The organism is Martelella limonii, from assembly GCF_013344475.1.
GTDB lineage: Bacteria > Pseudomonadota > Alphaproteobacteria > Rhizobiales > Rhizobiaceae > Martelella > Martelella limonii.
This window is the reverse complement of the sequence record NZ_JABUOU010000006.1, coordinates 129,500-155,178: the sequence shown is the minus strand read 5'-3', so window position 1 is coordinate 155,178 and position 25,679 is coordinate 129,500. Positions and strand designations below refer to the sequence as shown.

The window sequence follows — 25,679 nt, the reverse complement described above, 5'->3', positions numbered from 1 at the left end:
TGTCACATCCGACGTGGGGCGGCAAGACGGGCGGCGTTTCGATTTCTGTGGCTATCTATGATTTCGGCTTCTTGTATGCCGCCGATCGCGGCAAAAGGAAGGAAAAAGGATCGCCCATGGCAAAGCTGCATTATTACTACGCGACGATGAATGCGGGAAAATCGACCCTGCTTCTGCAGGCCGCCTATAATTACCGTGAGCGCGGCATGCATGCCGTCATCCTGCTTGCCGAATTCGACGATCGTGGCGGCAAGGGCGTGGTCTCCTCGCGCATCGGGCTTGAGGCGAATGCCGTGACCTTCGGCCCCGAGAGCGATCTTTACGAATGCGCAAAAGCCTTGAACGAAGAGCGCGCGATCGATTGCCTTTTCGTCGACGAGGTCCACTTCGCGGGCGCTGATCATGTCTGGCAGCTCGCGCGTGTGGTCGATGAGCTCAAGATCCCGGTCATGGCCTATGGCTTGAGGTCCGACTTCATGGGGCGGCTGTTTCCGGCCTCGACCGAACTCTTCATCCTCGCCGACGAGATCCGTGAAGTCAGGACGATCTGCCATTGCGGACGCAAGGCAACCATGGTCGTTCGCCAGGATCAGGATGGCAACGCCCTGCTTGACGGGCCGCAGATCGAGGTCGGCGGCAATGACCGCTACGTGTCCTATTGCCGGGTGCACTGGAAGGAAAAGACCGGCCGCCGCTGAAACGTCGGCGGTCGTCTCATATCAAGGGGCGCTCGCTCCGGTTGGCGCCGGGCACCGCGAAGGCAGCCTGTCTTTCCTGCGCGTCAATCGATCAGCTGAAGCCGGATCGCCTTCGCCACAAGCTGGGCCCGATTGACGCATTCAAGCTTGCGGATGGCATTGGCGAGATAGGCATTGATGGTATGGTCGGAGAGGCTCAGTATCCTGCCGATTTCATGCGACGTCTTGCCTTCCGCCGTCCACCTGATCACTTCGACTTCTCTCGAAGACAGGCTCTTGAAGCCGGTCTGGGGCGCAGGGCGCAACTGGTGAAAGCGGATAAAGGCGGCATCTGCCAGCGACTGGATATCCGCATTTTCATGCGCGCTCAGCGGCGCCCGGCTGCCATATACCATCAGGGCCAGTTGCTGGCGGGCGGCGACCGGCGCCGCCAGGAAGACCGCGCCCATGCGAACATTGATGGCTCTCAGCCGCAGGCCAAAAACCTGTGCGGGATCCGTCGGATCAAAATTCGCATGGCTGTCCCAGGCGACCGGAGAGACCCCCTCGCTCCAGCGGCGAATGAATTTCGAAGCTTTCAGCAATTCGGCCTGATCATAGGCTGCGATGTAAGGCTGGGGCAGCGAGCTGAAGTGGATCAACGGCTGAACGCGTGTTGAATGCTTGGACGGGACGTCCATCAACGTGAAGTGGATGAAACCAAAGGTTGATGTGCACTCACCAAGCTGGATGATCAGCTCCGGCATGGAAGCCGCCGCCAGAATCCGGCGCTTGATTGCAGACAATGTGTCTTCGCCATCGGTTGTCATGTACGGTATGTCATGTATTCTTTGTTTTTTTTTCATGTCAAACCTCTATCCGCCAGTCTCACGGTTCATCGTCGTGGGGCATAATTGATATCAGTTCGGTAGAAATGCTCTTATCATTTGGCGCGATATTCGCCGATAATCGGGTCTGAATCGCGATTTTTTCACTCTCGAATCGTATAATACACATGTAATGGTTGTATTTCAACGGGCGCATTGCGGCTCACAATGCAATTCATGGTGGCGTCTGCGTGCGTGATCCATCCCGTCGCCGCCGAGCCGGAAGCGCCGCTGCCATGCCTTCGGATGGAAAAACTTGGCCTGCGCCGGAGAGGGCGCCGGTACGAAGGCCGCAAGATCAATGCCGCTCAAACGCCTGTCGCCGTCAGACCGTGGGTCTGACGGCGACAGGCTTCACTTAAGAGCTTGCAGGATCCGGCCGGATGTTTATTCGGCTGCCTGACGGTGATCTGCGGCTGCGACATCGGCCTCGACAACGGCAAGGCTTGCCATGTTGACAATGCCGCGCGAGGTCACCGAGGGCGACATGATGTGCGCGGGAAGGGCGCTGCCGAGCAGGATCGGGCCGACATGAAGCGCGTCGGTCATGCCCTGCACCACGGTCATGGTGATGTGCGCAGCATCGAGCGAGGGGAAGATCAGCAGGTTGGCCTCGCCGGAAAGCGTGCTGTTGGGCATGGCGCGCTCGCGCAGATCCTCCGACAGGGCGGTATCGCCGTGCATTTCGCCGTCGACTTCGAGTTCCGGCATCCGGGCCCGCACCAGGGCCAGGGCTTCCCGCATCTTCGTCGCACTTTCGGAATCGCGCGAGCCGAAATTGGAATGCGAGACCAGGGCGGCCTTCGCCGTGATGCCGAAGCGTGCGACGGCCCGGGCAGACTGGATCGTGGTTTCGGCGATCTCCTCTGCCGAGGGCGAGTGCGTGACGTGGGTATCGGCAAAGAAGGTTGCGCCGCGGTTCGAGATCAGCAGCCCGAGGCTCGAGAAGTCGCGAACATCCTCATGCTTGCCGATGATGTCACCGATATCGCGCAGATGCCGGTCGAAGCGGCCTTCCACGCCGCACAGAAGCGCATCTGCGTCACCGCGCTTTACCGCAAGCGCGCCGATCACCGTCGTATTGGTGCGCACGATGGTGCGGGCGCGATCGGGCGTCACGCCCTTGCGGGCGACGAAGGAGAGATATTCCTCGACATATTCCCGGAAGCGGCTGTCGCTCTCCGGGTTGATGATCTCGAAATCCTCGTGAAGCCGCATGCGCAGGCCATAACGCCGCAACCGGGTTTCGAGCACGTTCGGGCGGCCGATCAGGATCGGCTTGGAGATGTTTTCTTCCACCAGAACCTGGGCGGCGCGCAACACCCGTTCATCCTCGCCGTCGGAGAAGATCACCCGCTTGTGTTCGGCGGCCTTGGCGGCGGCGAACACGGGCTTCATCACCAGGCCCGAGCGGAAGGCAAAGCGGGTCAGATGCTCGTAATAGGCATCGTAATCCGGAATCGGACGCTCTGCCACGCCGGTTTCCTCGGCGGCGCGCGCCACGGCCGGGGCAATCCGGAGGATCAGGCGGGGGTCGAAGGGCGAGGGGATCAGGTAATCCGGACCGAAGATCAGCGGCTCGCCGTTTGCCGCATTGCGCGAGGCCTCCCAGACCTCCTCCTTGGCAAGACCGGCGATGGCGCGCACGGCGGCCATCTTCATTTCCTCGTTGATCGTCCGGGCGCCGCAATCCAGCGCGCCGCGGAAGATATAGGGGAAGCACAGCACGTTGTTGACCTGGTTCGGGAAATCCGACCTTCCGGTGCAAATCATCGCATCGTCGCGCTCGGCACGCGCCAGATCGGGCATGATCTCGGGCACGGGGTTTGCGAGCGCCAGCACCATGGGGTGCGGCGCCATCTGCTTCAAAAGCGATGGCTGGAGCGCGCCTGCGACCGACAGGCCGAGGAAGACATCCGCGCCCTTGATGTGGTCGGCAAGCTTGTGGTTGTCGCTTGCCTGCGCATAGATGGCCTTCCACTGATCCATGTGGGTTTCGCGCCCGGGATAGACCAGGCCGTCAATATCGAACACCCAGATGTTCTCGCGCCTGGCGCCGAGCGAGACCAGAAGGTTGAGGCATGCGAGTGCTGCCGCACCCGCGCCGGAGGCGACGATCTTGACGTCCGACAGCGACTTTCCGGCAAGTTCCAGCCCGTTCAGGATCGCGGCCGCCACGATGATCGCGGTGCCGTGCTGGTCGTCATGGAAGACCGGGATCTGCATCTTCTCGCGCAGGATTCGCTCGACCTCGAAACATTCCGGCGCCTTGATATCCTCGAGATTGATCCCGCCGAAGGTTGGCTCGAGTGCTGAAATGGTGGACACCATGCCATCGATGGTCGGGGCATCGATCTCGATGTCGAAAACGTCGATGCCTGCAAACTTCTTGAAGAGCACGGCCTTGCCCTCCATCACCGGCTTGGAGGCGAGCGGGCCGATATTGCCGAGACCCAGCACCGCCGTGCCGTTGGAGATCACGGCCACAAGATTGGCGCGAGAGGTATATTGTGCGGCATCGCTCGGATTTTCATGGATTGCGAGGCAGGGGGCGCCGACGCCGGGCGAATAGGCGAGCGCGAGGTCGCGCTGGTTGCCGAGCGGCTTGATCGCCTGGATCTCGAGTTTGCCCGCGCGCGGATAACGGTGGTAAAAAAGCGCCTGCTGCTGGAGGTCGTCTCCGGCTGGCTTCTTATCCGTTGTATCGCTCATCCTGTGGTCTCCTTGCCCGGCCTGCCTGCCGGTCCCGATTAAGTCGGGCGACTATATGGGGGGAGAAAAGGAACTGCAATCCGTCGCCGCGGTTCGCACGCTTTTCGATCGTTCCCGATGACGCAGTGTTTACTACTGCAGCTATTTCGCAGGCCGCGATTTCAGGTATGTTGGCGACAAATCAACCCGCGCCTGCGCGGCAAACGCTTTCTTTATCACGGAGCAGATGAATGAGTACCAACCGTATGTTGCAGCCGATGGCGCCGATGTTTCTTGCGCTCTTGCGCGTCGTCGCCGGCATTCTTTTCTTTGAACACGGCACCATGAAGATCCTGCATTTCCCGGTTTCCGAGATGCATCCCCCGATGTTCTCGATGCTGTGGATCGGTGGCATCCTCGAAATCATTGGCGGCGCGCTGATCGTGCTGGGCCTGTTTACCCGCGTTACGGCTTTCGTGCTTTCGGGCATGATGGCTGTTGCCTATTTCACGTTCCACGCACCGTCCTCGCTCTATCCGGCCAGCAACGGCGGTGATGCGGCGATCCTGTTCTGCTTCATCTTCCTCTACCTGGTTTTTGCAGGCCCCGGCGCCTTCAGCCTCGACGGCAAGGTCAAGTCCAAGATCTGACCGGCCTTTCCTTATGCCGGACCTCTCGAAGCGGGCCTCAGGGCCCGCTTTTTTGTCGGCGGAGCACAGCAAGGTTGCCCTTTGGCCCGATCCGCTTTAGGCCTCGGCTGACAAACCAGGGGAGCCGGCGCCATGATGCCGAAGCAATATATCGTACCGGGCATGATGATCAGGGACATGCTTGTGCCTGCGCCGCTCGACTGGTCGAGGCCGGACGGCCCAGTGGTGCAGATTTTCGTGCGCGAAATCGTCGACCCGATGAAGCGGCGGGAGACGCTTCCCGTGCTTGCCTATCTGCAGGGTGGACCGGGCGGCAAGTCACCCCGTCCCGTAGGCAGCGGGCCTGCATGGCTGCAAGAAGCGCTGAAGACCCATCGGGTGATCCTCATCGATCAGCGCGGGACCGGGCGCAGCAGCCGGATCGACGCGCATGTGATCTCCCGTTTCGAGACGGGCGAGGCTGCCGCCGACTATCTGATGCATTTCCGCGCCGACAGCATCGTTGCCGATTGCGAGCATATCCGCAGACAGCTGCTGGGCAATGTCAAATGGGAAACGCTCGGCCAGAGCTATGGCGGCTTCATCACGCTCACCTATCTTTCGCGCGCGCCTGAGGGGCTTGCCGCCTGCTATGTCACCGGCGGCCTTGCGGGCCTTTCCGCCGATGCCGAAACGGTCTATCGCCGCACCTATCCGCGCGTGCTTCAGAAGAACCGCCGTTACTATCAGCGCTATCAGGACGATACGCGCCTGATCGCGCGCATTGCCGATGTGCTCGAGGGCGCGGATGTGCGTCTGCCCGATGGCGACCGGCTGAGCGTCAAACGCTTGCAGGGCCTTGGCATGGCGCTCGGCCGCGGCATTGGTTTCGAAGCCCTGCATTTCCTGTTCGAGCAGGCCTTTGCCGATCCGGAAGAGACGCGGCTTTCCGACGGATTTCTCGCCTCCGTGATGGCGGAGACCGGCTTTTATGACAATCCGCTCTATGCGCTGCTGCATGAAAGCATCTATGCGCAGGGGCCTTCCGCGATGAACTTCGCGGCCGAACGGGTCAGGAGCGAGTTTCCGCGGTTCGATCCGGCGCAGCGCCCGCTGATGCTGACGGGCGAGATGATCTATCCGTGGATGTTCGAGGAAATCCGGTCCCTGAGGCCGTTCCGGAAGGCAGCCGAAGCGCTTGCTGCGCGAACGGACAATCCGCCGCTCTATGACGCGACCCGGCTTTTCGCGAACGACGTTCCGGTTGCAGCCGCGCTCTACCATGATGACATGTATGTCGATGCTGGTCTGTCGCAGGAGACCGCAGCAAGACTTGGCAACAGCCAGGTCTGGATCACCAATGAATATGAGCATGACGGCGTCGGTCAATCGACGGCGGTGTTCAAGCGGTTGCGCGACATGATCCGGGCATCCGGCGGGCCGCATGCGTAACGGCGGCATTGCTGTCAGGCGCGGCGTTCCATCAGATGGGCGCCGACCGCTTCCGGTTGAGAGATCAGCCCGAACCGCGGCAAGGGCGCCACATCCCCGGTTCTTCCCTCTCGTTCGTCGTAGAGGCTGAACTGGTTTCTGCCGTTGTTCTTGGAGCGATAGAGGGCGCTGTCCGCCTTGGCCAGAATGTCGTTGTAGTCTTCCTGGCTGCCCGGCATGTACACCGCACCGCCGACGCTGATCGTCATGGTCAGCGGCTGGCCATCGATCGAGAGCGGCTGATTGCGCACGGTGACGACCATTGCCTCGGCAATCTCGCTGAGATGCTTCTCCGCCTTCCCTGGCAAAAGAAGGCAGAATTCATCTCCGCCGGTGCGCGCCAGAAGCTGTGAATCGTCGAGCTGGCCCAGAATGGTCCGGGTGAAATGAAGCAAAGCCTCGTCCCCGGTCGCATGGCCATAGGTATCGTTCCAACTCTTGAACCTGTCGATGTCGAAGATCAGCACACCATAGGGCACGTTTTCCGATTCGCAGAATGCGTGAACGCGCGCGATCTGCTTCATGAAATCGCGGCGGTTGGAAATGCCGGTCAGCTCATCGCGCCTGGCGATGTTCTCCGCCTCGTAAAGCAGATTTTCGATGATCATGACGGCGATGCCGAAGATGAGCAGCGATCCGCTGACAATGATCAGGAGCAAGCCGTAAGACTGCACGTTTTCTGTTGCAGGAGACACATAATCCTGCAGTCCCATCATCGCGCTGGAAATGCCGGTGGCCAGATGCGACAGCATGCCGATCACCACACCCGCAGCCGCAAGCGGGATGCCGAAGCTGTGGCGGTTTCCATGCTTCACGAAGAGCGGAAGAATGAGGAACAGTGGCAGGATCTGTGCAAAAACGAAGATCGAGTCGCGCAGAAGCCAGCGCTCCCGGAAGAATATCAGCAGGGCGAGCGTGATCAGCAATGCAGTGGAAACGGGCTTCACCCGGATCGCGCGCCCGAAAAAGCGCCTCGTTCCAAGATAGAGCAGCCAAAATCCAGAGACTATGATTTCCTGTGCAAACACGGGAAGCAGGGAGGCGCTTTCCTGCGGAAGAAAGGTCATGACCCCCGATCCGAAGGCGAGCGTCAGGCTCGATGCCAACAGATAGCGCGCTGTCGGCAGGTTGCGATAAGCAAGGCAGGTCGCCGCCCACACGATGGCTGCAATGATAGATGTTAAGAGACCTACCACCTCGAGGGTTTGAATATCCAGACGTGGCAAAACCTGCATTGCGCCTACCGTAATCGGCTTTCGGAATATGGAAGGCCGCAATCCGGTTCCATCAAATATAAAGGCGCCGGTGCTAGATTAGTTCCATTCGCTGCCAAGAAAGTCTGCGAGTCTATTGGTCTTGCTTTCGTCCCTTGAACGACTTGGCCAGCACGAACATCTCGACCGATTCCGACCGCGATGCTGCGGGCTTGACGTGAATGACCTGCCGGAAGTTCTGCTTGAGCATGGTGAGCAGATCGTTCTCAGCGCCGCCCTGAAAGGTCTTGGCAAGGAAGTGTCCGCCCTCGGCAAGGGTCTCGACCGCAAAATAGGCCGCCACTTCGCACAGATACATCGTGCGCAGGTGATCGGTGCGGCGATGGCCGGTCGTCGGCGCTGCCATGTCCGATATGACCACATCCGGCGGACCGTCGAGGGCTTCGCGCAGAAGATCGGGCGCCGTCTCGTCCAGGAAGTCCATCTGGAAGAACTTGACCCCGGGAACGCCGTCCATTTCCAGAAAATCGATCGCCGCAACGCGGATGTTGGTGTCGGTGGAACCGGTAACCTTGGCGGCGATCTGGGACCAGCTCCCGGGGGCGGCGCCAAGATCGATGATCCGGCGGGCGCCCTTGAGGATGTTATGCTTCTCGTCGATTTCCAGAAGCTTGTAGGCCGCGCGCGCGCGGTAGCCCTCGGTCCTCGCCCGTTGCACATAGGGGTCGTTGATATGCCGTTCGAGCCATCGGCGCGAGGACGCCTTCAGCTTGGACTTCTTGACCTTCTGGCCGATTTTTCGGCCGGTCCTGACCGGCTTGGACGGTGGTTTGGTCACATTCAGTCCTTGTCTGCGGTGGTGCTCTGACGCCTGGCGTAATTGCCGCGGCGGCGTTGTTTGCGCCAGACGCCATCATGCATCATCATGTCGGTCAAAAGGCCTTCGCGCAGGCCGCGATCGGCAACGCGCATGCGCGATGCCGGCCAGCGTCTGCGGATGGCCTCGAGGATGGCGCAGCCCGCCAGAACGAGGTCTGCCCTGTCGGGCCCGATGCAGGGATTGGCCGCCCGTCCTGCAAAATCCCAGGACAAGAGCTTTGCCTGCATGGCGGAGACCTCGTCATCGGTGAGCCAGATTCCATCGACCTTGCGCCGGTCGTAGCGCGGCAGGTCGAGGTGGACGCCAGCAAGCGTGGTGACCGTGCCGGATGTGCCGATCAGATGGAAGCCGTCGTCATCCGCGCCGCCGCCAATCTCGGGGCAACTGAAATCGCCGAGCAGGCGGGAGACTTCCGACACCATGTTCTCGAAGATCTCTGGCGTCACATGGTGTCCGCCATAGCGCTCGGACAGTGTGACGACGCCGACCGGCAGCGACGTCCAGTGCGAAATATGATTGGCGATGCGATGCGAGCGGTTTTCGCCCAGCTTGATCACCGCGATTTCCGATGAGCCTCCGCCAATATCGAAGAGCACGGCCGAACGGGTTTCGCGGCCGATCAGCGAGGCGCAGCTTGAAACCGCAAGGCGGGCTTCGGTCTCGCGGTTGACGATTTCGAGGTCCAGCCCGGTTTCCGCCCGCACCCGTTTCAGAAAGATCTCGCCATTGTCGGCGGCGCGGCAGGCTTCGGTCGCAATCAGCCGCATGCGCTTGACGGAGCGTCCCCGGAGCTTTGCTGCACACATGGTCAGCGCGTCGATGGCGCGATCCATCGCGGCAGGCGACAGGCTGCCGGTGGCGGCAAGACCTTCGCCGAGGCGCACGATGCGAGAAAACCCGTCGACCACCCGGAACTGGTGATTGCGGGTCGGCTGGGCGATCAGCAGCCGGCAATTGTTGGTGCCGAGATCGAGCGCGGCATAAAGGCCGTTGCCATAGAGACGTGGCGGCGCCTTGCGCTCTTCCTTGACGGCAGGGGCGGGGACAGGCTTTTCGACGGCGACGGGCGCCGGCTTCTGTTCCGCGCCCGGAACGTGCTTGCAGCCGTCTGCGCCCAGCGGGCCCTTGGTATGGGACCGGCGACCACGCCGCCGCTTGCGGTTGCGGCGCGAAGGCTTGTCGCCATCGCGCGCAGTTTGTTCGTCATCGGGACGGGGGGCGGTTTGCCGCTCGCCTGCGGATGCCTTGGCGCTTCGCTGACGGCTCTTATCGTTGGCGTCGGATGAACGTGCCTGCGCGTTGCCGCCGGATGAGGCAGCCACGTTCGATGCGGGCACTCCGGCGGACGCCTTCGGGCGACCTTTCCGGGAGCGGCGACGGGCGCGTTTGCCCTTGCCGCCATTGTTCAAGCGCGCCCCGCCATCCGACAGCCCTGCGCTGTTTTGGGGGTCTTCCACTTTGCCAATTCCATCGCGCCGCGCAAACCGACAAATTGGCTCGCAGCAAGGCGCTCATATGATTTTCAGTTGGCAACACCATAGCAGTGCGACGGCAGAAGGCCAATGCCTTTTCTCGAAGCGATGCCGACCGGACAGGCGCACGCATCCCCGCCGGCACGGCAAAAGGGCCGGCGATGAAAAAGTTCGCTTCCCCCCTTGGCAAAGCCCGGCGTTTCTGTTTATAAGCCCTCCACATCCGCGGCGCCCGGCGCCGTCGTTGGGGAATAGGTTAACGGTAGACCCACGGACTCTGACTCCGTTAGTCCTGGTTCGAATCCAGGTTCCCCAGCCAATCCTTCCAGACCATCTTATACCTTGAAATCGCATCGCCCCGGCATCGCGTCTTCCGTGTGTTGCCGGTTTACGCCTGAAGCGCGGCGTCGCTCGCTCGCTTTGCTGCGTGCCGCTCCCTTGGCGGGTGCCACGCAATGCTGCGCGAACCGGAAGGACGCTGGCTTTCCGGGCAAACGGAAGGGGTCGTGGCCCGCCGGTCTTTCCGTATGTCTCTAAACAATTGAAAACGTGTCGGTTCCTGTGAAGCGCCTTCAAAAAACGGGATCGCCCCGAATTGATTCTTTACAGTTGACGATAAAACAGCAATGATCGAATTGGTATTTTAATGGTATTGTCGAAGGGCAAGTTTCTTGGCGCGTCTATCACTCAAGGGTATCGTCAAGCGCTTCAAGGAAACGGAAGTGCTGCACGGGATCGATCTGGAGATCGGCGATCGTGAACTGATCATTTTCGTCGGACCTTCGGGCTGCGGAAAATCGACGCTGCTGAGGCTGATCGCGGGGCTCGATCCGATTTCCGGCGGCACGCTTTCCATCAATGACAAGATCATGAATGACGTCGCGCCCTCGAAGCGGGGCGCTGCCATGGTGTTTCAGTCCTATGCGCTCTATCCGCATATGGATGTCTACGAGAACATGGCCTTTGGCGCCCGGCTGATGGGGCTGTCGAAAGACGAGGTCGAGGCCCGCATCGCCGAGGCGGCGCGGATGCTCCGGCTCGAGGACTATCTGAAGCGCAAACCGCGCGAGCTTTCCGGCGGCCAGCGCCAGCGCGTGGCGATCGCGCGCGCGGTGGTGCGCAAGCCGGATGTGTTTCTGCTCGACGAACCGCTCTCGAACCTTGATGCAGCGCTGCGCGCTGACGTGCGCATCGAGATCGCACGCCTCCACCGCGAGATCGGCGGTACGATGATCTATGTCACCCATGACCAGGTCGAGGCGATGACGCTTGCCGACCGGATCGTGGTGATGAACAATGGCTATATCGAGCAGGTGGGCAGCCCGCGCGAACTGTTCGAGACGCCGGCAAATACCTTTGTCGCAACCTTCATCGGCTCGCCGAAAATGTCGCTGCTCGATGTGGATAGCAGCGCTGGCAGGCTCGGCATTTCAGGCAGCGGCGCAATCCGGGCGCCCGCAGGCATTGCCGATGGCGCGCTCACCATCGGCGCGCGGTCCGACAGCCTGTCCGTCACGGCGGAACAAGGCGGGGACGGCTTTGCCGGCAATGTCATCTACACCGAATATCTCGGCGACGATTCATATGTTTACGTTCGGCTGAAAAGCGGCGAGCAGGTCACCATCAGGGTGCCGCCAACCGTCTTTTTCGAGGCCGACGACGAGGTCACCGTGACGGCGCAGGAGGATGCGCTTCACGTCTTTGACAGGGCGAGCGGCAAGCGCGTTTGAGAACCGCGTGTCTGCTTGTCATCGGTAATTCAGGGGAACGAACAAGAGGAACGATCTGATGACATCCTTTGCCAGAACTTTTTTGGTGGCCACCGCCTTTGCCGGCATGGCTGCACCGGCCTTTGCCGAAGACATCTCCTTCTGGGGATGGCGCGTGGAAGACGTGCCGCAATATGAAGCCTTCATCGAAACCTTCGAAAAGGCAAACCCGGATATCAATGTCGAACTCAGGATGATCGAGGCCGTCAATTACGGCACCATCCTGTCGACCGCGCTTGCCGGCGGCGCCGGTCCGGACGCGATGATGGTGCGCGCCTATGGCTCGTTCGAAAGCGTTGCATCCGGCGGATATCTGATGCCGCTGACGGAAGAAAACGTGCCGGCGCTCAAGGATTTTCCGGCCGATGCGCTGAAGGCGGAAACGCTGCGCGCCGACAACACCGTCTACGCCATCCCCTTCGCCTCGCAGACCATGATGGTGCTCTACAACAAGGACGTGTTCGCCGATCTCGGTCTCGAGCCGCCGAAGACCTGGGACGACATGAAGGCTGCGGCCGAGGCGCTCCAGGAAGCCGGCCTCTACGCCTTTGCCAACGGCACGGCGGACGCCTGGCAGAACGAGGTCCTGACCTTCGGTCTCGGTTCCTCAACCATGGGAAAGCCGTTCTACGAGGACGTGATGAGCGGCGATGCTGATTTCACCGATCCGCGCTTCGTCGATGCGCTGACCCGCATCAAGGATATGAGCCAGTATTTCCCGGAGGGCTTCATCGGTCTCGATTACGCCTCCTCGCAGCAGCTGTTTGCAACCGGCATGGCCGGCATGTTCGTTGGCGGCTCCTATGAGATCGCCGCGATGAAGGGCATGAACCCCGACATTAATATCGGCGCCATTCCGGCCCCGGTGGTCAACGCGGGCGATGAGGGCCTGGTCGCCGTGTTCTACGATGGCGGCTATGCCGGCAATGCGGCGAGCGAGCACAAGGATGCGGTGCTGAAGTTCCTGAACTTCCTCGCCTCGCAGGAATTCGGCCAGGCCTTTGCCACCGAGCTTTCCAACATCTCGCCGATCCCGGGCGTCACCTTCGACAATCCGGACCTGAAGGCCGTGTCGGAGCTCAACAAGACCTCGATGCCCTACATGATGCTGGTGAATTTCCGCTTCGAACAGCCGTCCGGATCGACGCTGGTCCAGGAAAACGTCCAGAAGATGATGGCGGGCGAGGCGACGCCTGAAGAGGTCGGCGCGACCGTGACCGAGGGCCTGTCGACCTATTACGAGCCCTTCCAGAAGAACTGATCACTCCTGATATGTGAGCCGGCCCTTGCGGCCGGCTCGCTGTGAGCAAGACGGAAGCGAATGCCATGAACCGCCTGATGCCGACACCGCGTGGCCTCTGGATCACCTGCCTGATCCTGCCGGCGCTTGCCGTGATGCTGCTGTTTGTCGCCTACCCGATCGTCTCGGCGCTCGCCTATGCCTTCTTCCACTGGAACGGCATGGCCCGCGGCGAATTCGTGGGCTTCCAGAATTTCTACGACGTGCTGTTTACCGAACCCTACAAGTCCACGGTCCAGAACGCCTTCATCAACAACATGATCGTGTTCGTCACGCTGATGGTGGTCCAGAACGGCGCCGCCTTCATTCTGGCCTATGCGCTGTGGCGCGAATTCCCGCTGGCGCGCTTCCATCGCATCGCGGTGTTCCTGCCGGTGGTGCTGTCGACCGTGATTGTCGGCTATCTTTGGAAGCTGTTCCTCAATCCGCTGTTCGGCATCGTCAACCAGACGCTGAAGGCCGTCGGCCTTGCCGAATGGGCGCAGCCCTGGCTCGGGCAGTCGGATACGGCGCTTGCCTCGCTGATCCTCGTCAATGCCTGGCACTGGGTCGGTTTTCCGACACTGATCTTCCTCGCCGCCATGCAGCGCATTCCCGGCGAAATCTACGATGCGGTGCGCATGGAGACGGAAAGCGAGTGGGTCAAGATCCGCAAGATCGTCTGGCCGCTGGTGGCGCCTGCGGCGACCATCGTCTTCGTGCTGCAGTTCATCGGTTCGTTCAACTGGTTTGAACTGCCTTATGTGATGGAAGGCATGAGCGGCTCGCCCTTTGGCAATACCGATGTGCTGGCGCTCTACTTCTACCGGCTCGCCTTCGGCAATCCGGGCGCCGGCAGTTCCGATTTCGGCCATGGCTCGGCGCTGGCAGCCCTCGTCTTCATCTTCATCACCGTGTTTGCCACCGCCATGACGCTTTACCTGCGCCGCCGGGAGATCGAGCTTTGAGCGATACGAGCTACACCGACCGCTCCGGCCTGATGCGCACATTCGGGCGCGACGGCTTGCTGCAGATCCTGCTGATCGCCAACACCTTCATCATGATCGCGCCGATCATCATCATGGTGTTCTCGGCCTTCAAGCCTTCGATGGCGATCTTCCGCGAGCCCTTCGCCATCCCCGATTTCACGGATCTCTCGAATTTCGAGGCGATCTGGACCGAGACCCATTTCGTCCGCTATTTCTTCAATTCGCTGCTGATCACCGGCTCGTCGATCCTCGCCATCCTGGTACTCGGATCGATGGCGGCCTATGCGCTGGGACGCTATCATTTCCGGGGTTCCAGCTTTCTGCTGCTGTTCTTCCTCGCCGGACTGACGCTGCCGCTGAAGCTCGCCGTCATTCCGCTGTTCGTGTTGATGCGCAAGATGGGCCTGCTCGACAGCCAGCTGTCGCTGATCCTGATCTACATCGCCATGGGCCTGCCCTCGACCGTGTTCATCATGACCGGCTTCATACGCTCCCTGCCGGGCGAGCTTGAAGATGCCGCCCGCATGGATGGCGCATCGGAAGCGCGGATCATGTGGTCGGTAATGCTGCCGCTGGCGCGGCCTGCGATGGTGATTGCCGCGATCCACAATCTGGTGCCGATCTGGAACGACTTCTTCTTCCCGCTGATCTTCATCCAGAACGACCTTCTGAAAACCCTGCCGCAGGGTCTGACGAGCTTCATGGGCGAATACACCACCAATTGGGGCGTGCTGTTTGCAGGGCTCACCTTTGCCGCAGCCCCGATCACGCTGCTCTACATCATCCTGTCGCGGCAGTTCATCAACGGCATGACCTCGGGCGCGATCAAATGACGCTGAAGCTGCAGCGGCGCGGGCTGGTGGTGTCCTGCCAGGCGCGCGCCGACAATCCGCTTCACGGCGCCCTCTTCATGGGCGCCATGGCGCTTGCCGCCCGCGATGGCGGTGCTGCGGCGATCCGTGCGAATGGCGCGGACGATGTGCGCGCGGTGAAGGCTGCGGGCCTTCCCGTGATCGGCATCGACAAGCAGTTTTCGCCGGATGTGCCGGTCTATATCACGCCGACGCTTGCCGCCTGCGATGCGCTTGCTGCAGCCGGCGCCGATGTGATCGGCATCGATGCGACCCGGCGCGCCCGCCGGGGCGATGCGCCGGAAATTCTGATCCGGCACATCAGGGAAACGCTCGGTCTCGAGGTGTTCTGCGATATCGCCACCTGCGAAGAAGGGATCGCCGCAGCACAGATGGGCGCGACCTATGTGGCAACCACGCTTTCCGGCTATACCGATGACACGCGCCGCGATGACGACCTGCCGGACTACGCCCTGATCGAGGCGCTTTCCGCCCGCATCGAGACGCCGGTGATCGCCGAGGGGCGGCTTTCGACCCCTGAGCGCGTCCGCCGCGCGCTTGATTGCGGCGCCTATGCGGTGGTTGTCGGCACGGCAATTACCAATCCGCGCGAGATCACCCGCGGTTTCGTCAGGCAGATCGAGGGCTGAGGCCATGGGCGGCTATTTTCTGGGCGGTGATATCGGCGGAACGGCATCGCGTTTCGTGCTGTGCGACGAGGCCGGCAATGTGGTGAAGCGCGGCGCGTCCGCAGGCGCCACCGGTCACACCTTCAACACCGAATCGCGCGAAAGGCTTGCCGCCAGCATCGCCGCCATTGCAGCGGAAATTTCGGTTCCCGTGGAGGCCGCCGTCTTCGGGCTTACCGGCTATGGCCCGCGCGCACGCGGCGACATTGAAGCCATGCTGGTGGCGGCCCTTGATGTGCGGCGCGAGCGGATTTTCATTTCCGACGATATCGAGCTTGCCTATCGCTGCCTGTTTCAGCCGGGCGAGGGCCATCTCGTCTCAGCCGGAACGGGCTCGATTGCCGTTCACCTCGAAAAGGATGGCGGTCTCTTCCGCATCGGCGGGCGCGGCATTCTGATCGACGATGCCGGCTCCGGCGGCTGGATCGGCCTTGCCGCCGTGCGCGCGCTTTACCGCCGGATCGACGAGGAAGGCGCTCCCGGCGACATGCAGGGGCTTGCCGATGCGCTCTACGCCACGGTCGGCGCGGACGACTGGTCGGACATGCGCGCCTATATCTATGGCGGCGACCGGGGGCAGATCGGCGCGCTTGCCCGGCCCGTGGCGGATGCGGCAAAGGCCGGTGACCCTTACGCGCTGGCGCTTCTCGTCGAGGCCGGTGCAGCGCTTGCCCGCCTCGGTAACATCCTGATCGCCCGCAAGGGCGCTCACCCCGTCGCCTTCATCGGCGGCGTTCTGAGGCTTCACCCGGTGATTGCCGAAACGATCCGCAGGGAGCTTGAAGGCGAGGCCCGCTTCCCGATCCTCGACCAGGCCGAAGGCGCCGCCCGCCTGGCGTGCGCGCTCTTTTCCAGAACTGAGCAAACAGACTGATCGACAGGCGAAGCGGCCCCGCCTATCCCATCCTACCGTGCGTCTTTCTCAAGCGCCGCATGGTCGTGGCGAAGCGGTCCGGATTGTTGAGGTCGTTGCCGTTCAGGCGGTGGATCGCCTGGTTGTGGGGGGCGGATTTGACGAGATCGGGATCGGTATAGGCCTCGTCGATGACGGCGGCGAGCGCATCGATCCAGCGGTCGATATCCTCCTTCGACCACATCTCGCCTGCCTCCGGCGTGAACGGCTCCGGCACGATCCACGGCTCGTGGCTCAGCCAGAAGGCATCGATGCCATAATCGGTGATGCGGGCCTGGACATCGAGCACGCCGACACCGGTTTCCCTCAGGAGCGGTTCCATGGACCAGCGCGTCATTTCCATACGCGGCGCTTCGATATGGGGGTGGGAGCGGGAAAGGCCCCGCAGCTTTGCGAGGCGGGCATCCATATAGTTGTTGGCGAGCACGGAGAGATCCGAGGCCTCGTGGATGCCGTCGGCCCCCATGGCGGCGACCCAGGCATAGGCCTTCATCACCTGCTGGACATTGCCGAGATATTCGCGGATCTTGCCTGCAGCTTCAGGGCGGGCGTCATCGAAACGGAAACCGTCTGCATCCTGCACCACCAGCGGGCCGGGCAGGAACGGGGCGAGCTCCGCCGAGCAGCCATAGGCCCCGACGGAGGGGCCATTGCCGCCCTTGGGCGCGCCGAATGTCTTGTGCAGCATGTACATGCAGGCATCGAAACCAAGCTCGCGGGCGCTGAGCTTGCCCATGACGCCGTTGAAATTGGCATGATCGTAGAAGCACAGGCCGCCGGCCTCATGCACGATCCTCACCCATTCACGGATTTCGGGATTGTAGATGCCCATGTCGTCCGGATTGCCGATCATCAGCGCGGCGGTGCGATCGGAAACCACGGATTTCAGCTGGTCCAGAGACGGATAGCCGTTTTCCTCCAGCGTCAGCGTGATCACCTTGAAGCCGGCGGTTGCCGCCGTTGCCGGATTGCACGGGTGGGACTGGATCGAGGTGATGATCTCGTCGCGCCTGCCGCCCTCGCCGCGCGCTTCCATGAAGGCGCGGGTGACGACGGCATGGGTATAGGCGGCATCGGCGCCGCCGCCCGGCTGGAAGATGAAGCGGTCCATGCCGGACAGCTGCCGCAGCATCATGTCGAGCCCGTGGATGAAGCCGAGCGTGCCCTGCAGCGTTTCCACCGGCTGGGCGGGGTGGGTTTCGGCCATGTCCGGCCGCCAGGCGATCGCCTCGCTGACGGGCGCATTGTATTTCATCGTGCAGGTGCCGAACAGGCTTACCCCCTGCATGCCGAGCGTCATCTGGGCAAGATGCAGATAGTGGCGGAACACCTCCGGCTCGGAAAGTTCGGGCAGGCAGGGTTTCGCCTTGCGCAGAAGAGCGGCCGGCACCAGCGCATCGGCGGCGCTGTCACCATCGAACATCAGGCCGCGCCGGCCCGGACTGCCCATTTCGGTGATGATCGGTTCATTCCAGCGGGGAGCGTGATAACCGGTCATCTGACGGCCCTTTCCAGTGCTGCGACCAGACGGTCGATATCGGCGTCGGCATGGATTTCGGTGACGCAGTAAAGCGCCTTGCCATCGCCGAGATCGATGCCGCCGAATATGCGCTCCTCCAGGAGGGACTGATTGATATTCGCCACGGCCTTGCCGGTGCCGGTGAAATCGACCACGAATTCCTTGAAGAAGCCTCCGGGATAGACGATTTCGACGCCGGCCACGGTACCGATCCTTGCTGCGGCGGCGTGGGCACCGGCAATGATGGCGCGGCCGAGTTCGACGAAGCCCTCCGGGCCAAGCAGAGCCATGTAGGCGGCGGCGGCGATGGTCCAGAGATAGGTGGAATTGCCCGTCCAGTCCTTGCCCTCGTCGCGCATGCCATAGGAGGTCTGGTGGAACAGGCTGAGGCCGAAGCCGGTTTCGCCGGCAACGGCCGTCGGTGCGGCGCTGACGAGAAAGGTCGGGTATTCGCGGGCAAAGCGTTCCTCGTGGGGCGAGGCGATGAAGCCGCCGACGCCGCCGCCGCCATGCATATGGACGCCGAGCGGCTGCAGCGATCCGACCACCAGATCCGCACCAAGCGCTGCGGGCGATGCGGCGATGCCGAGCGAAAGCGGGTCGATGCCGGCGATCGTGAGTGCCCCGGCCTTGCGCGCGATCGCCGCGATTTCCTCTGCCGCCACCTCGAACTGTCCGAGATAGTTGGGGTTTTCGAAATAGACCGCTGCCGTCTCGCCATCCACCATGGCGGCAAGCTTGCCCGGATCAATGCGGCCGGTTGCGCCGTCTGCTTGGCAAAGGCGGATCGCGATCGCGCGGCCGGGCGTGGCCGACCGGCAATAGGTTTCGATCACCGAAAGCCGCTCGGGCGACATCGGCCCGGCGAGCACAACGGCGGAGCGGCCCGTCAGCCTTGCAGCCATGCGGATCGCGTGGCCGGCAGCGCAGCCCCAGCTGTAGACCGGCATGCCTACCAGATCCATCTCGATCAGTTCGCCGAGCAGGCTGCAGAACTCGAACCATGCCTGGTTGCGGCCGTGATCGGATTCTGGCGAACCGAACACCGAGGTCAGCCATTCCTGGCGGCGCACCAGCTCGTCGCAGACCGCAGGCACGTGATGCTGCCAGATGCCGCCGCCGAGAAAGGAAATGTTGGCCTCGCAATCCCGGTTGCCAGCTGCCATTTCGCGCAGATGGCGCTTCAGCGTGGCCTCCGAGCGGAACTGTGCCGGAAGCGAAAGCGGGGTCTTGCGATAATGGTCGGCCGGGATCTGGCTGAACAGGGAAGCAATGGAAGGCGCCCCGGTTTCTTTGAGCATCTCGGCCTTGATCGCCGAAACGCTGTTGGCCATCCAGGGATGGGAATGGGTGGGCATGAAAATTCCTCAAGATCGACTGTCGATTGAAATTCGCACAAATGTTCGAAATTAACAAGGCGCGGGCGTCAGTCCTCCCCCAGACGCATGACCATGCTGTCATTCGGGCCGGTCAGAACCCGGTGAAAACCGGCAAGTTCGGTATCGAGACCGAGATCGCCGGTATCGGCGTAAAGGCGCGAAAGGGCCGCAAGCTTCTCGCGCGTTGCCACGATGTGGATGTTGTCGCGGCCGGCGGCGCGGATCACGGCCGGTGAAATCTGGCGGTTGCCGCGGCCCAAAACGAAGCCCTGATTGCCGATGACGCCGACATAGAGGCTGATGGATCGCGCAGCGGCGCAGAGTGCTTCGAGCGCGCTGGCGGTGGCATCGGTCGCGCGTAGCTCTCCGCCGCGCACCGCATCGACGCCCATCAGCGACCCCTCTATCCCGAAACCCTGCTTGAGAGCCTGCATGGTGGTGCCGGGACCAAGCAGGATCAGGTCGCCGGATGGCGCGGCATGGGCGATCCTTCGCCCGAGCGCCATCATCGCGGCATTGCCGCCATCGGTCCGCACGGCTTTTGCGGCCTGCAACAGGTGAGGCATGTCGGGGGTGGCGGCGTAGCCGAACAGGCGGGCCGACGGGCGCCCTGCGGCAAGGGCCGCCTCGTCTGCATCCATGATCTCGGCGGGGCGGCGGGCAAAGCTTCCGGTACGTACGCGGCTTGCTATATCGCCCGCCTTTTCAGGAGTCAGCGCAAAGACGGCGGAATGCATCTTGACGCCTGCCGGAATGCCGATGAGGGGAACCCTGTCGCCGGTCACGGCGAAGATGTCGCGCGCGGTGCCGTCGCCGCCCGCAAACAGGATCAGCGAAATGCCGCGGTCGACCATCAGCGCCGCAAGCCGGCGCGTGTCGGCGGCGGTGGAGAGCGGACCGGCCGCCATCAGCGCCTCCGCCTGAAAGCCGAGATCGCGCGCCGCCTCCAGCCCCATGCCGCCCGCGCCGGTCAGGATGCGACAGGCCGGCAGGCGTCTCAGCGCGCGGATCGCCATGTCCCCGGCCGTTGCGATCGCGCCTTGCGCTCTTGCCGCTTCGATATCGGCGAAACGGTCGCTGCCGCGCGCGGCAAGCCGTGCACCCATGCCGGCCAGGGGATTGACGATCAGTCCGATCATGCGAGATCGCGCTTCAACCGGTTCATCGCCATCAAGGCGCGGTCCCGCCATGCAACGCGGTCTTCCCATTGCTCCAGCGGCAGGACGGCGCGGCGCTGACGATCGACATCGGCGACGAGATCGTCGGTCCAGGGATCGTCCTGCCCGCGCTCGGCACCCATGCGCCGGTAGGCTTCGCCCATGCGCGCGGCGTGGGCGGCGATGCCGCCGCGCACGTTGAGATCGCTGGTTTCGAACGGGCCGATAAAGGCGTAGCGCAGGCCGAGCCCGTCACGCATGATCTTGTCGAGGTCGTCGACCCCGACCACGCCATCGCGCACCAGGCAATAGGCTTCGCGCAGCACGGCGCCCTGAAGGCGGTTGAAGACGAAACCCTCCACCTCCTTGTTGACCTGAACCACCGACATGCCGGCCTCGGAAAGCAGCCTGGTCGCCGTTTCAAAGATCGCGGGTGCCGTGAAAGGCGCTGGAACGAGTTCCACCACCGGCAGAAGATAGGGCGGATTGCCGGGATGGGCGACGAGGCAGCGCTCGCGCCCTTCGAGCGCCCCTGCAAACCGGCTGGCGGTGATGGCCGAGGAGGAGGAGGCAAGCACGGTTTCGCAACCCGTCAGCGCGATCAGCCGGGCGAACAGGTCGCGTTTGATCTCCAGAACCTCCGGCGCGGCCTCCATCACCATGGCTGCATCGCCGACGGCGCTTTCGAGCTGGCTGTGATAGGTGATCCGTGCCGCAAGCGCGGCTGGTGGTTCATCCAGCAATGCATGATTGGCGAGCTCTGCGAGCCGGTCGGTGATGGCTGCGCGGGCCTTGTCGAGCTGGCCTTCGGCTGGATCATGGAGATTGACGGCAAAGCCTGCGCGGGCAAACACGATTGCCCAGGCCGCGCCGATCGATCCGGAGCCGACAATGGCTATGGGGGTGGAAACTGTCATGATCGGTAGCCTTGCGGTATGGGAGTGGTATAAAAACCCGTTGATATTCGAACAAATGTTCGTCTAGTAAACATAAACAAAATTCCGGGATTCGAACAATGACATTTTCGCTCGAAGGTAAAACCGTCCTCCTCACCGGCGCATCGAAGGGGATAGGCGCGGCCACCGCCCGTGTTCTGCTGGGCATGGGCGCCAATCTGATCGCCCATTACGGCAGCGACCGCGCCGGCGCCGAAGACGCTGTTGCCGGGTTCGATCCGGCGCGGGTGCAACTGATCGGGGCTGATCTCGGAAGGCTTTCCGATGTCCGCCGTCTTTGGGACGAAGCGGTTGCCTGGAAGGGGCGGGTCGATGTTCTCGTCAACAATGCCGCCGTCTTCATCAATGCCGGGGGCATCGAGGAGGAGGAGGCGGAGTGGGACGATGTCTGGGAAAAGACCCTTGCCGTCAATGTCCGCGCTCCCGCCGATCTGATGCGGGCGGCGGTGCGTCATTACAAGGAAAACGGCGGAGGGACCATCATTTCGGTGGTCAGCTGGAATGCGCAGCGCGGATCGTCCAGCCCGAAGACGATCGCCTACGCCGCATCCAAGGGCGCGATCAAGGCGGCAACGCAGACAATTGCGCGCAATTATGCTGACCGGAACATTCTTGCCTACATCATCGCGCCGGGCGTGGTGAAGACGCGCATGTCTGAAGATGCCGCAGCCGTGCTCGGCGGGGTCGAGAAGCTGACGGCAGGCCTTGCCATGGGCGAATGGGTGCCGCCGGAGGAGATCGGAAACCTGATCGGCTTTCTTTCAACCGGGGCTTGCCGGCACATGACCGGTGGGACAATCGATTTCAACGGCGCAAGCTATATCCGCTGAAATCGCTCCGGAATTCGACCCAAGGCGCGGTTGACATCGTGCGTATTATGAACAAATGTGCGTTGGACGCGCATTATCGCGCTGCGTCGCTCCGGTCCGTTCCGGCTGCGACGTTTGGTAAGATCAGGAGACATGCCAGATGGCAGCAGAATTCCGTGGCAGCTACACGGTCACCGTTACCCCGTTCACCGAAGACGGTGAGAAGATCGATTTCGAGGCCCTCAGGCGGTTTCTGGACTGGCAGGTCGAATGCGGCGTTCCCGGCGTCATCATCCTCGGAACGACCGGCGAGTTCCTGACGCTGAGCGATGAGGAGCGCCGTGCCTATATCGAGGCGACCGTGCGCCACGTCGACGGCCGCATGCATGTGCTGGTCGGCGCAATGAATGCCTATACGAAAAAGGCGGCCGAATATGCGGCCATGGCGGAGGAGCTTGGCGCAGACGGGCTCATGATCCTGCCGCCCTATTATTACACGCCCACGCATGACGAGATTTTCGAATATTACAAGGCGATCTGTGCGGCCACCAGCCTGCCGATCATGCTCTACAACAATCCCTTCACCTCCAATGTCGATATGCCGGCAACGCTGGTCGCAAGGCTGACGGCGGCATTCGGACAGATCCGTTACATCAAGGAAGCCTCGACCGATGTCGGCCGCGTGTTTGACGTGATTCGGGAAACCGATGGCGTCATGAATGTGTTTGCCGGCGAGCGGATCGTCGAATCCTTCCTGCTGGGTGCCGTCGGCTATGTCGATCCCTTCGGCAATTATATCCCGCGCGCCATCCAGGCGCTGTGGCGACTGCTGGAAGCGGGCCGGATCGACGATGCGAAGAAGATCCAGGCGCATATCACGAAGATCGAGCACACGATCGCCGAGGGTCATCCCACCTATGGACATCAGTGCTACTCGAAAGCGCTCGCCGCCCGCGCGGGCTATCCCGTCGGCGATGTGCGCGCGCCGCTCACGACCTTTTCCTCTCTGGGCGAGGAGGGCCGTCAGCGCCTCGAAGTGATTTCTGGTATCATCGATGAGCTCGACAGGCTGGTGGATGAGATCGAGGCTGCGGCCTGATAGCGAACATCCTTCTCCTCTCTCCCGTTCGCGGGAGAGAGGCCTCAGGCGCCGCAGTGGCCAATAAGCGATCTTGCAGACCTTGCCCTAAAAGGACCGGCTTTCACGCGTGCGCGCCACGGTATCAGTGCGGGAGCGCCTGGGTGATGCGGCTTGCGCTGTCGAGAAGCACGGGCAGCACCTTCTGCATCATTTCCTCGATCGTGTAGCGCGGGCTCGGGCAGCACACATTGAGTGCCGCGATCACCGCGCCCGAACGATCGGCAACCGGGACAGAGATCGAACGCAGGCCGATTTCATACTCCTGGTCGACCACCGAATAGCCGCGTGTCCTGGCATCGCGGATGGCGCTGCGAAGCTCCAGTTTGGAGGTGACCGTCTTCTCGGTAACGGGTACAAGCTTCACGTTTTCAAGGGCTGCGTCGAGGGCCCGGTCGTTCAGCGCGCCGAGCAGGACCCGGCCTGATGACATGCAATAGGCGGGCGCACGGCCGCCAAGCTCGATCGAGGCGTTGATCACGCGACGCGATTTGGCGGCGGCGATATAGACGCAGGAATCACCGCTCAGCACCACGCAGAAGCAGCTTTCCTGAAGCTTCTCCGCAAGGTCGTTCAGCACGGGCTGCACGACTTCGGGCAGGTTCATCGAGGCGAGCGCCGAAAAGCCGAGTTCCAGGATCTTCGGATTGAGGCTGAAATACTTGCCGTCGAACTGGGCATAGCCCTCGCGCACCAGCGTCAGCAGGAAGCGGCGCGCGGCGGCGCGGTTCATGTCCGCCTGCTCCGCCACTTCGCTCATCGTCATCGACGGCTTCGAGCGGGTGAACGTGCGGATCACGTCGAGCCCGCGCGCGAACGAGGTCACGTAATCGCGGGCGTTGTCATCCTCGGGAGAACCGATATCGGCCAGCTTCTTGGTCTTTGCTGTTGTGGTCATCGTTTCCCCCGTGCGGTACATGAACGTACCGGCTTATTGTTGATTGGAAGATGTTGCAAGCAACACCCCCTGATTTCGAACGTTTGTGCACGTGGTTTTGTTTCCCTTGTCAGGATTTACCATGGCGTGCGAGCGCCTCGCGACGGCGTGACAGGTAGAAGCCGTAGTTTTTCGGCAGAACGGATTCCGGATCGGCAAGGCCGAGTTGCACCGCCGCATGATAGCCGAACGCCGGATCCGACAGGAGTTCGCGCCCGAGCGCCACGAGATCGGCCTTTCCTTCGGCAATCACGGCTTCTGCCTGTGCGGCGTCCGTGATCAGGCCCACGGCCATGGTGGCGATGTCTGCGTCACGGCGGATCTCGTCGGCATAGGGGATCTGGTGGCCGGGCGTCTGCGGGATGCGGGTGCGCGCGACCGGGCCGTTGATGCCGCCCGCCGAGCAGTCGATGAGGTCGACGCGCTTCTCCTTCAGCGCCTTGGCAAGGCGCACCGTGTCGCCAATGTCCAGGCCGCCCTCCGCGTGGTCGACAGCAGAAGCACGGTAGAACAGCGGCATATCGGCGGGAATTGCGGCGCGGACCGCTTCGGTCACCTCCAGCGCCAGCCTGATGCGGTTTTCAAAACTGCCGCCGTAGCTGTCCGTCCGGGTGTTGGAGAGCGGCGAGATGAACGTGTGGATGAGATAGCCATGGGCGCCGTGGATTTCGACGAAGTCGAAGCCGGCCGCGACCGCGCGCTTGGCGGCGGCGGCAAAGGCGTCCACGATTTCGCCGATTTCATCGGCTTCCAACGCATGCGGCGCCGGCCAGCCTTCGGAATGGGGGACGGCGCCAGGGGCCACTGTCTGCCAGGCTTCGGGCGAAGAAGGGTCAAGCGGCCCCGCGCCATCCCAGGGGGAGGCAGAGCTTCCCTTGCGCCCGGAATGTCCAAGCTGGATGCCGGTCGGGATGCCGTATTTGCGGTAGAGAGCGGTGATCGTGGCAAGGCCATCGATCTGGCTGTCGTCCCAGATGCCGAGGCAGGACGGCGTAATGCGGCCCTCGGCCGTCACGCCCGTCGCCTCGACGACCGCGCCGCCGACGCCGCCAAGCGCAAAGCGCGCGTGATGGGCACGGTGCCAATCCTGTACATACCCGTCGACCGCCTCATACTGGCACATGGGCGACACCACGACACGATTGGGGAAGGTGACATTGCCGAGGGTGAAGGGGGTAAAGAGCATGGGAGAGGTCACGCGAATTTCCTGCTTGCTAAATGGGTCATGCGGATTGATTTTATATCTGCGAAATGCGAACAAAAGTTATCATAGCGAACAAATAAAGCCAAGCGGCAGCAAAGCAACGCTTATCGCGGCCTGGTGATACCATCCGCGAAATCGCGATAGAACAG

General features: G+C 62.3%; 22 protein-coding genes and 1 tRNA gene. 12 read left to right on the top strand and 11 right to left on the bottom strand.

Annotated features, from left to right (window positions below; translation table 11 throughout):
• Window positions 1–116: 116 nt before the first annotated feature.
• Window positions 117–698, top strand: a complete 582-nt coding sequence (locus HPQ62_RS13960) for a thymidine kinase (RefSeq protein ID WP_174803176.1) — start codon at window positions 117–119, stop codon at window positions 696–698.
• Between the two features lie 83 nt (window positions 699–781).
• On the opposite strand, the gene HPQ62_RS21100 is transcribed toward HPQ62_RS13960, so the two are convergent.
• Entirely contained in the window at window positions 782–1,507 is a 726-nt protein-coding gene (locus HPQ62_RS21100) for a helix-turn-helix transcriptional regulator (RefSeq protein WP_244629692.1), read from the bottom strand.
• 444 nt (window positions 1,508–1,951) lie between these two features.
• Window positions 1,952–4,276, bottom strand: a complete 2,325-nt coding sequence (locus HPQ62_RS13950; protein WP_174803175.1) for an NADP-dependent malic enzyme — start codon at window positions 4,274–4,276, stop codon at window positions 1,952–1,954.
• A 230-nt stretch (window positions 4,277–4,506) separates the two neighbouring features.
• On the opposite strand from HPQ62_RS13950, the gene HPQ62_RS13945 reads away from it, so the two are divergent.
• Window positions 4,507–4,905, top strand: a complete 399-nt coding sequence (locus HPQ62_RS13945) for a DoxX family protein (RefSeq protein ID WP_174803174.1) — start codon at window positions 4,507–4,509, stop codon at window positions 4,903–4,905.
• Between the two features lie 135 nt (window positions 4,906–5,040).
• A complete protein-coding gene (locus tag HPQ62_RS13940; protein ID WP_174803275.1) occupies window positions 5,041–6,336 on the top strand; it encodes an alpha/beta fold hydrolase in 1,296 nt (431 codons plus the stop codon).
• A 14-nt stretch (window positions 6,337–6,350) separates the two neighbouring features.
• Here the strand turns inward: HPQ62_RS13940 and HPQ62_RS13935 are convergent, their stop codons facing one another.
• The 3 genes from HPQ62_RS13935 to HPQ62_RS13925 all read right to left on the bottom strand — a co-directional run bounded on the left by HPQ62_RS13935 (window position 6,351) and on the right by HPQ62_RS13925 (window position 9,926).
• Complete coding sequence (locus HPQ62_RS13935; RefSeq protein ID WP_174803173.1) at window positions 6,351–7,442, bottom strand: GGDEF domain-containing protein; 1,092 nt, start codon at window positions 7,440–7,442, stop codon at window positions 6,351–6,353.
• 280 nt (window positions 7,443–7,722) lie between these two features.
• Window positions 7,723–8,427 carry an RlmE family RNA methyltransferase gene (locus HPQ62_RS13930; RefSeq protein WP_174803172.1) on the bottom strand — a complete coding sequence of 235 codons (705 nt, stop codon included), beginning with the start codon at window positions 8,425–8,427 and terminating at the stop codon, window positions 7,723–7,725.
• 2 nt (window positions 8,428–8,429) lie between these two features.
• Window positions 8,430–9,926, bottom strand: a complete 1,497-nt coding sequence (locus HPQ62_RS13925; protein WP_174803171.1) for a Ppx/GppA phosphatase family protein — start codon at window positions 9,924–9,926, stop codon at window positions 8,430–8,432.
• A gap of 260 nt (window positions 9,927–10,186) precedes the next feature.
• On the opposite strand from HPQ62_RS13925, the gene HPQ62_RS13920 reads away from it, so the two are divergent.
• From HPQ62_RS13920 to HPQ62_RS13890, 7 genes are all read left to right on the top strand, one after another.
• Window positions 10,187–10,260, top strand: a tRNA-Gln gene (locus tag HPQ62_RS13920).
• 352 nt (window positions 10,261–10,612) lie between these two features.
• Window positions 10,613–11,671 (top strand): ABC transporter ATP-binding protein, encoded by a 1,059-nt coding sequence (locus tag HPQ62_RS13915; protein WP_174803170.1) that lies wholly within the window; start codon window positions 10,613–10,615, stop codon window positions 11,669–11,671.
• A gap of 58 nt (window positions 11,672–11,729) precedes the next feature.
• A complete protein-coding gene (locus tag HPQ62_RS13910) occupies window positions 11,730–12,971 on the top strand; it encodes an extracellular solute-binding protein (RefSeq protein ID WP_174803169.1) in 1,242 nt (413 codons plus the stop codon).
• Between the two features lie 65 nt (window positions 12,972–13,036).
• A complete protein-coding gene (locus HPQ62_RS13905) occupies window positions 13,037–13,957 on the top strand; it encodes a carbohydrate ABC transporter permease (protein WP_174803168.1) in 921 nt (306 codons plus the stop codon).
• A complete protein-coding gene (locus HPQ62_RS13900) occupies window positions 13,954–14,811 on the top strand; it encodes a carbohydrate ABC transporter permease (RefSeq protein ID WP_244629691.1) in 858 nt (285 codons plus the stop codon). Before HPQ62_RS13905 ends, HPQ62_RS13900 begins: the two co-directional genes overlap by 4 nt.
• Window positions 14,808–15,479 carry an N-acetylmannosamine-6-phosphate 2-epimerase gene (locus tag HPQ62_RS13895; protein WP_174803167.1) on the top strand — a complete coding sequence of 224 codons (672 nt, stop codon included), beginning with the start codon at window positions 14,808–14,810 and terminating at the stop codon, window positions 15,477–15,479. The genes HPQ62_RS13900 and HPQ62_RS13895 overlap by 4 nt, the downstream gene beginning before the upstream one ends.
• A gap of 4 nt (window positions 15,480–15,483) precedes the next feature.
• A complete protein-coding gene (locus tag HPQ62_RS13890) occupies window positions 15,484–16,392 on the top strand; it encodes an N-acetylglucosamine kinase (protein WP_174803166.1) in 909 nt (302 codons plus the stop codon).
• Between the two features lie 22 nt (window positions 16,393–16,414).
• Here HPQ62_RS13890 and gcvPB read toward each other — a convergent pair whose 3' ends face one another.
• From gcvPB to HPQ62_RS13870, 4 genes are all read right to left on the bottom strand, one after another.
• On the bottom strand, window positions 16,415–17,929 hold the full coding sequence (gcvPB, locus tag HPQ62_RS13885) for an aminomethyl-transferring glycine dehydrogenase subunit GcvPB (protein ID WP_174803165.1): 1,515 nt from the start codon (window positions 17,927–17,929) through the stop codon (window positions 16,415–16,417).
• The gene (gcvPA, locus tag HPQ62_RS13880; protein ID WP_174803164.1) at window positions 17,926–19,308 is read right to left on the bottom strand and encodes an aminomethyl-transferring glycine dehydrogenase subunit GcvPA; all 1,383 of its coding nucleotides are present in this window, start codon (window positions 19,306–19,308) and stop codon (window positions 17,926–17,928) included. Before gcvPA ends, gcvPB begins: the two co-directional genes overlap by 4 nt.
• Window positions 19,309–19,376: 68 nt before the next feature.
• A complete protein-coding gene (locus tag HPQ62_RS13875; protein ID WP_174803163.1) occupies window positions 19,377–20,519 on the bottom strand; it encodes an ATP-NAD kinase family protein in 1,143 nt (380 codons plus the stop codon).
• Window positions 20,465–21,403, bottom strand: a complete 939-nt coding sequence (locus HPQ62_RS13870) for a 3-hydroxyacyl-CoA dehydrogenase (RefSeq protein ID WP_174803162.1) — start codon at window positions 21,401–21,403, stop codon at window positions 20,465–20,467. The genes HPQ62_RS13875 and HPQ62_RS13870 overlap by 55 nt, the downstream gene beginning before the upstream one ends.
• A gap of 98 nt (window positions 21,404–21,501) precedes the next feature.
• Here HPQ62_RS13870 and HPQ62_RS13865 point away from each other — a divergent pair, with 98 nt between their 5' ends.
• The gene (locus tag HPQ62_RS13865; protein ID WP_174803161.1) at window positions 21,502–22,272 is read left to right on the top strand and encodes an SDR family NAD(P)-dependent oxidoreductase; all 771 of its coding nucleotides are present in this window, start codon (window positions 21,502–21,504) and stop codon (window positions 22,270–22,272) included.
• Window positions 22,273–22,411: 139 nt separating this feature from the next.
• Window positions 22,412–23,350, top strand: coding sequence for a dihydrodipicolinate synthase family protein (locus HPQ62_RS13860; protein WP_174803160.1), 939 nt, complete (start codon window positions 22,412–22,414; stop codon window positions 23,348–23,350).
• Window positions 23,351–23,474: 124 nt separating this feature from the next.
• Here the strand turns inward: HPQ62_RS13860 and HPQ62_RS13855 are convergent, their stop codons facing one another.
• Both HPQ62_RS13855 and HPQ62_RS13850 read right to left on the bottom strand, forming a co-directional pair.
• Window positions 23,475–24,287, bottom strand: coding sequence for an IclR family transcriptional regulator domain-containing protein (locus HPQ62_RS13855; protein ID WP_174803159.1), 813 nt, complete (start codon window positions 24,285–24,287; stop codon window positions 23,475–23,477).
• Window positions 24,288–24,396: 109 nt separating this feature from the next.
• Window positions 24,397–25,524, bottom strand: coding sequence for an NADH:flavin oxidoreductase/NADH oxidase (locus HPQ62_RS13850; protein ID WP_342343716.1), 1,128 nt, complete (start codon window positions 25,522–25,524; stop codon window positions 24,397–24,399).
• Window positions 25,525–25,679: the final 155 nt, after the last annotated feature.

Coding starts and splice junctions, on each gene's coding strand:
- HPQ62_RS13960 (WP_174803176.1), top strand. CDS start 117: ATGGCAAAGCTGCATTATTACTACGCGACGATGAATGCGGGAAAATCG.
- HPQ62_RS21100 (WP_244629692.1), bottom strand. CDS start 1,507: ATGACAACCGATGGCGAAGACACATTGTCTGCAATCAAGCGCCGGATT.
- HPQ62_RS13950 (WP_174803175.1), bottom strand. CDS start 4,276: ATGAGCGATACAACGGATAAGAAGCCAGCCGGAGACGACCTCCAGCAG.
- HPQ62_RS13945 (WP_174803174.1), top strand. CDS start 4,507: ATGAGTACCAACCGTATGTTGCAGCCGATGGCGCCGATGTTTCTTGCG.
- HPQ62_RS13940 (WP_174803275.1), top strand. CDS start 5,041: ATGCCGAAGCAATATATCGTACCGGGCATGATGATCAGGGACATGCTT.
- HPQ62_RS13935 (WP_174803173.1), bottom strand. CDS start 7,442: ATGACCTTTCTTCCGCAGGAAAGCGCCTCCCTGCTTCCCGTGTTTGCA.
- HPQ62_RS13910 (WP_174803169.1), top strand. CDS start 11,730: ATGACATCCTTTGCCAGAACTTTTTTGGTGGCCACCGCCTTTGCCGGC.
- HPQ62_RS13905 (WP_174803168.1), top strand. CDS start 13,037: ATGAACCGCCTGATGCCGACACCGCGTGGCCTCTGGATCACCTGCCTG.
- HPQ62_RS13895 (WP_174803167.1), top strand. CDS start 14,808: ATGACGCTGAAGCTGCAGCGGCGCGGGCTGGTGGTGTCCTGCCAGGCG.
- HPQ62_RS13890 (WP_174803166.1), top strand. CDS start 15,484: ATGGGCGGCTATTTTCTGGGCGGTGATATCGGCGGAACGGCATCGCGT.
- gcvPB (WP_174803165.1), bottom strand. CDS start 17,929: ATGACCGGTTATCACGCTCCCCGCTGGAATGAACCGATCATCACCGAA.
- gcvPA (WP_174803164.1), bottom strand. CDS start 19,308: ATGCCCACCCATTCCCATCCCTGGATGGCCAACAGCGTTTCGGCGATC.
- HPQ62_RS13875 (WP_174803163.1), bottom strand. CDS start 20,519: ATGGCGGGACCGCGCCTTGATGGCGATGAACCGGTTGAAGCGCGATCT.
- HPQ62_RS13870 (WP_174803162.1), bottom strand. CDS start 21,403: ATGACAGTTTCCACCCCCATAGCCATTGTCGGCTCCGGATCGATCGGC.
- HPQ62_RS13865 (WP_174803161.1), top strand. CDS start 21,502: ATGACATTTTCGCTCGAAGGTAAAACCGTCCTCCTCACCGGCGCATCG.
- HPQ62_RS13860 (WP_174803160.1), top strand. CDS start 22,412: ATGGCAGCAGAATTCCGTGGCAGCTACACGGTCACCGTTACCCCGTTC.
- HPQ62_RS13855 (WP_174803159.1), bottom strand. CDS start 24,287: ATGACCACAACAGCAAAGACCAAGAAGCTGGCCGATATCGGTTCTCCC.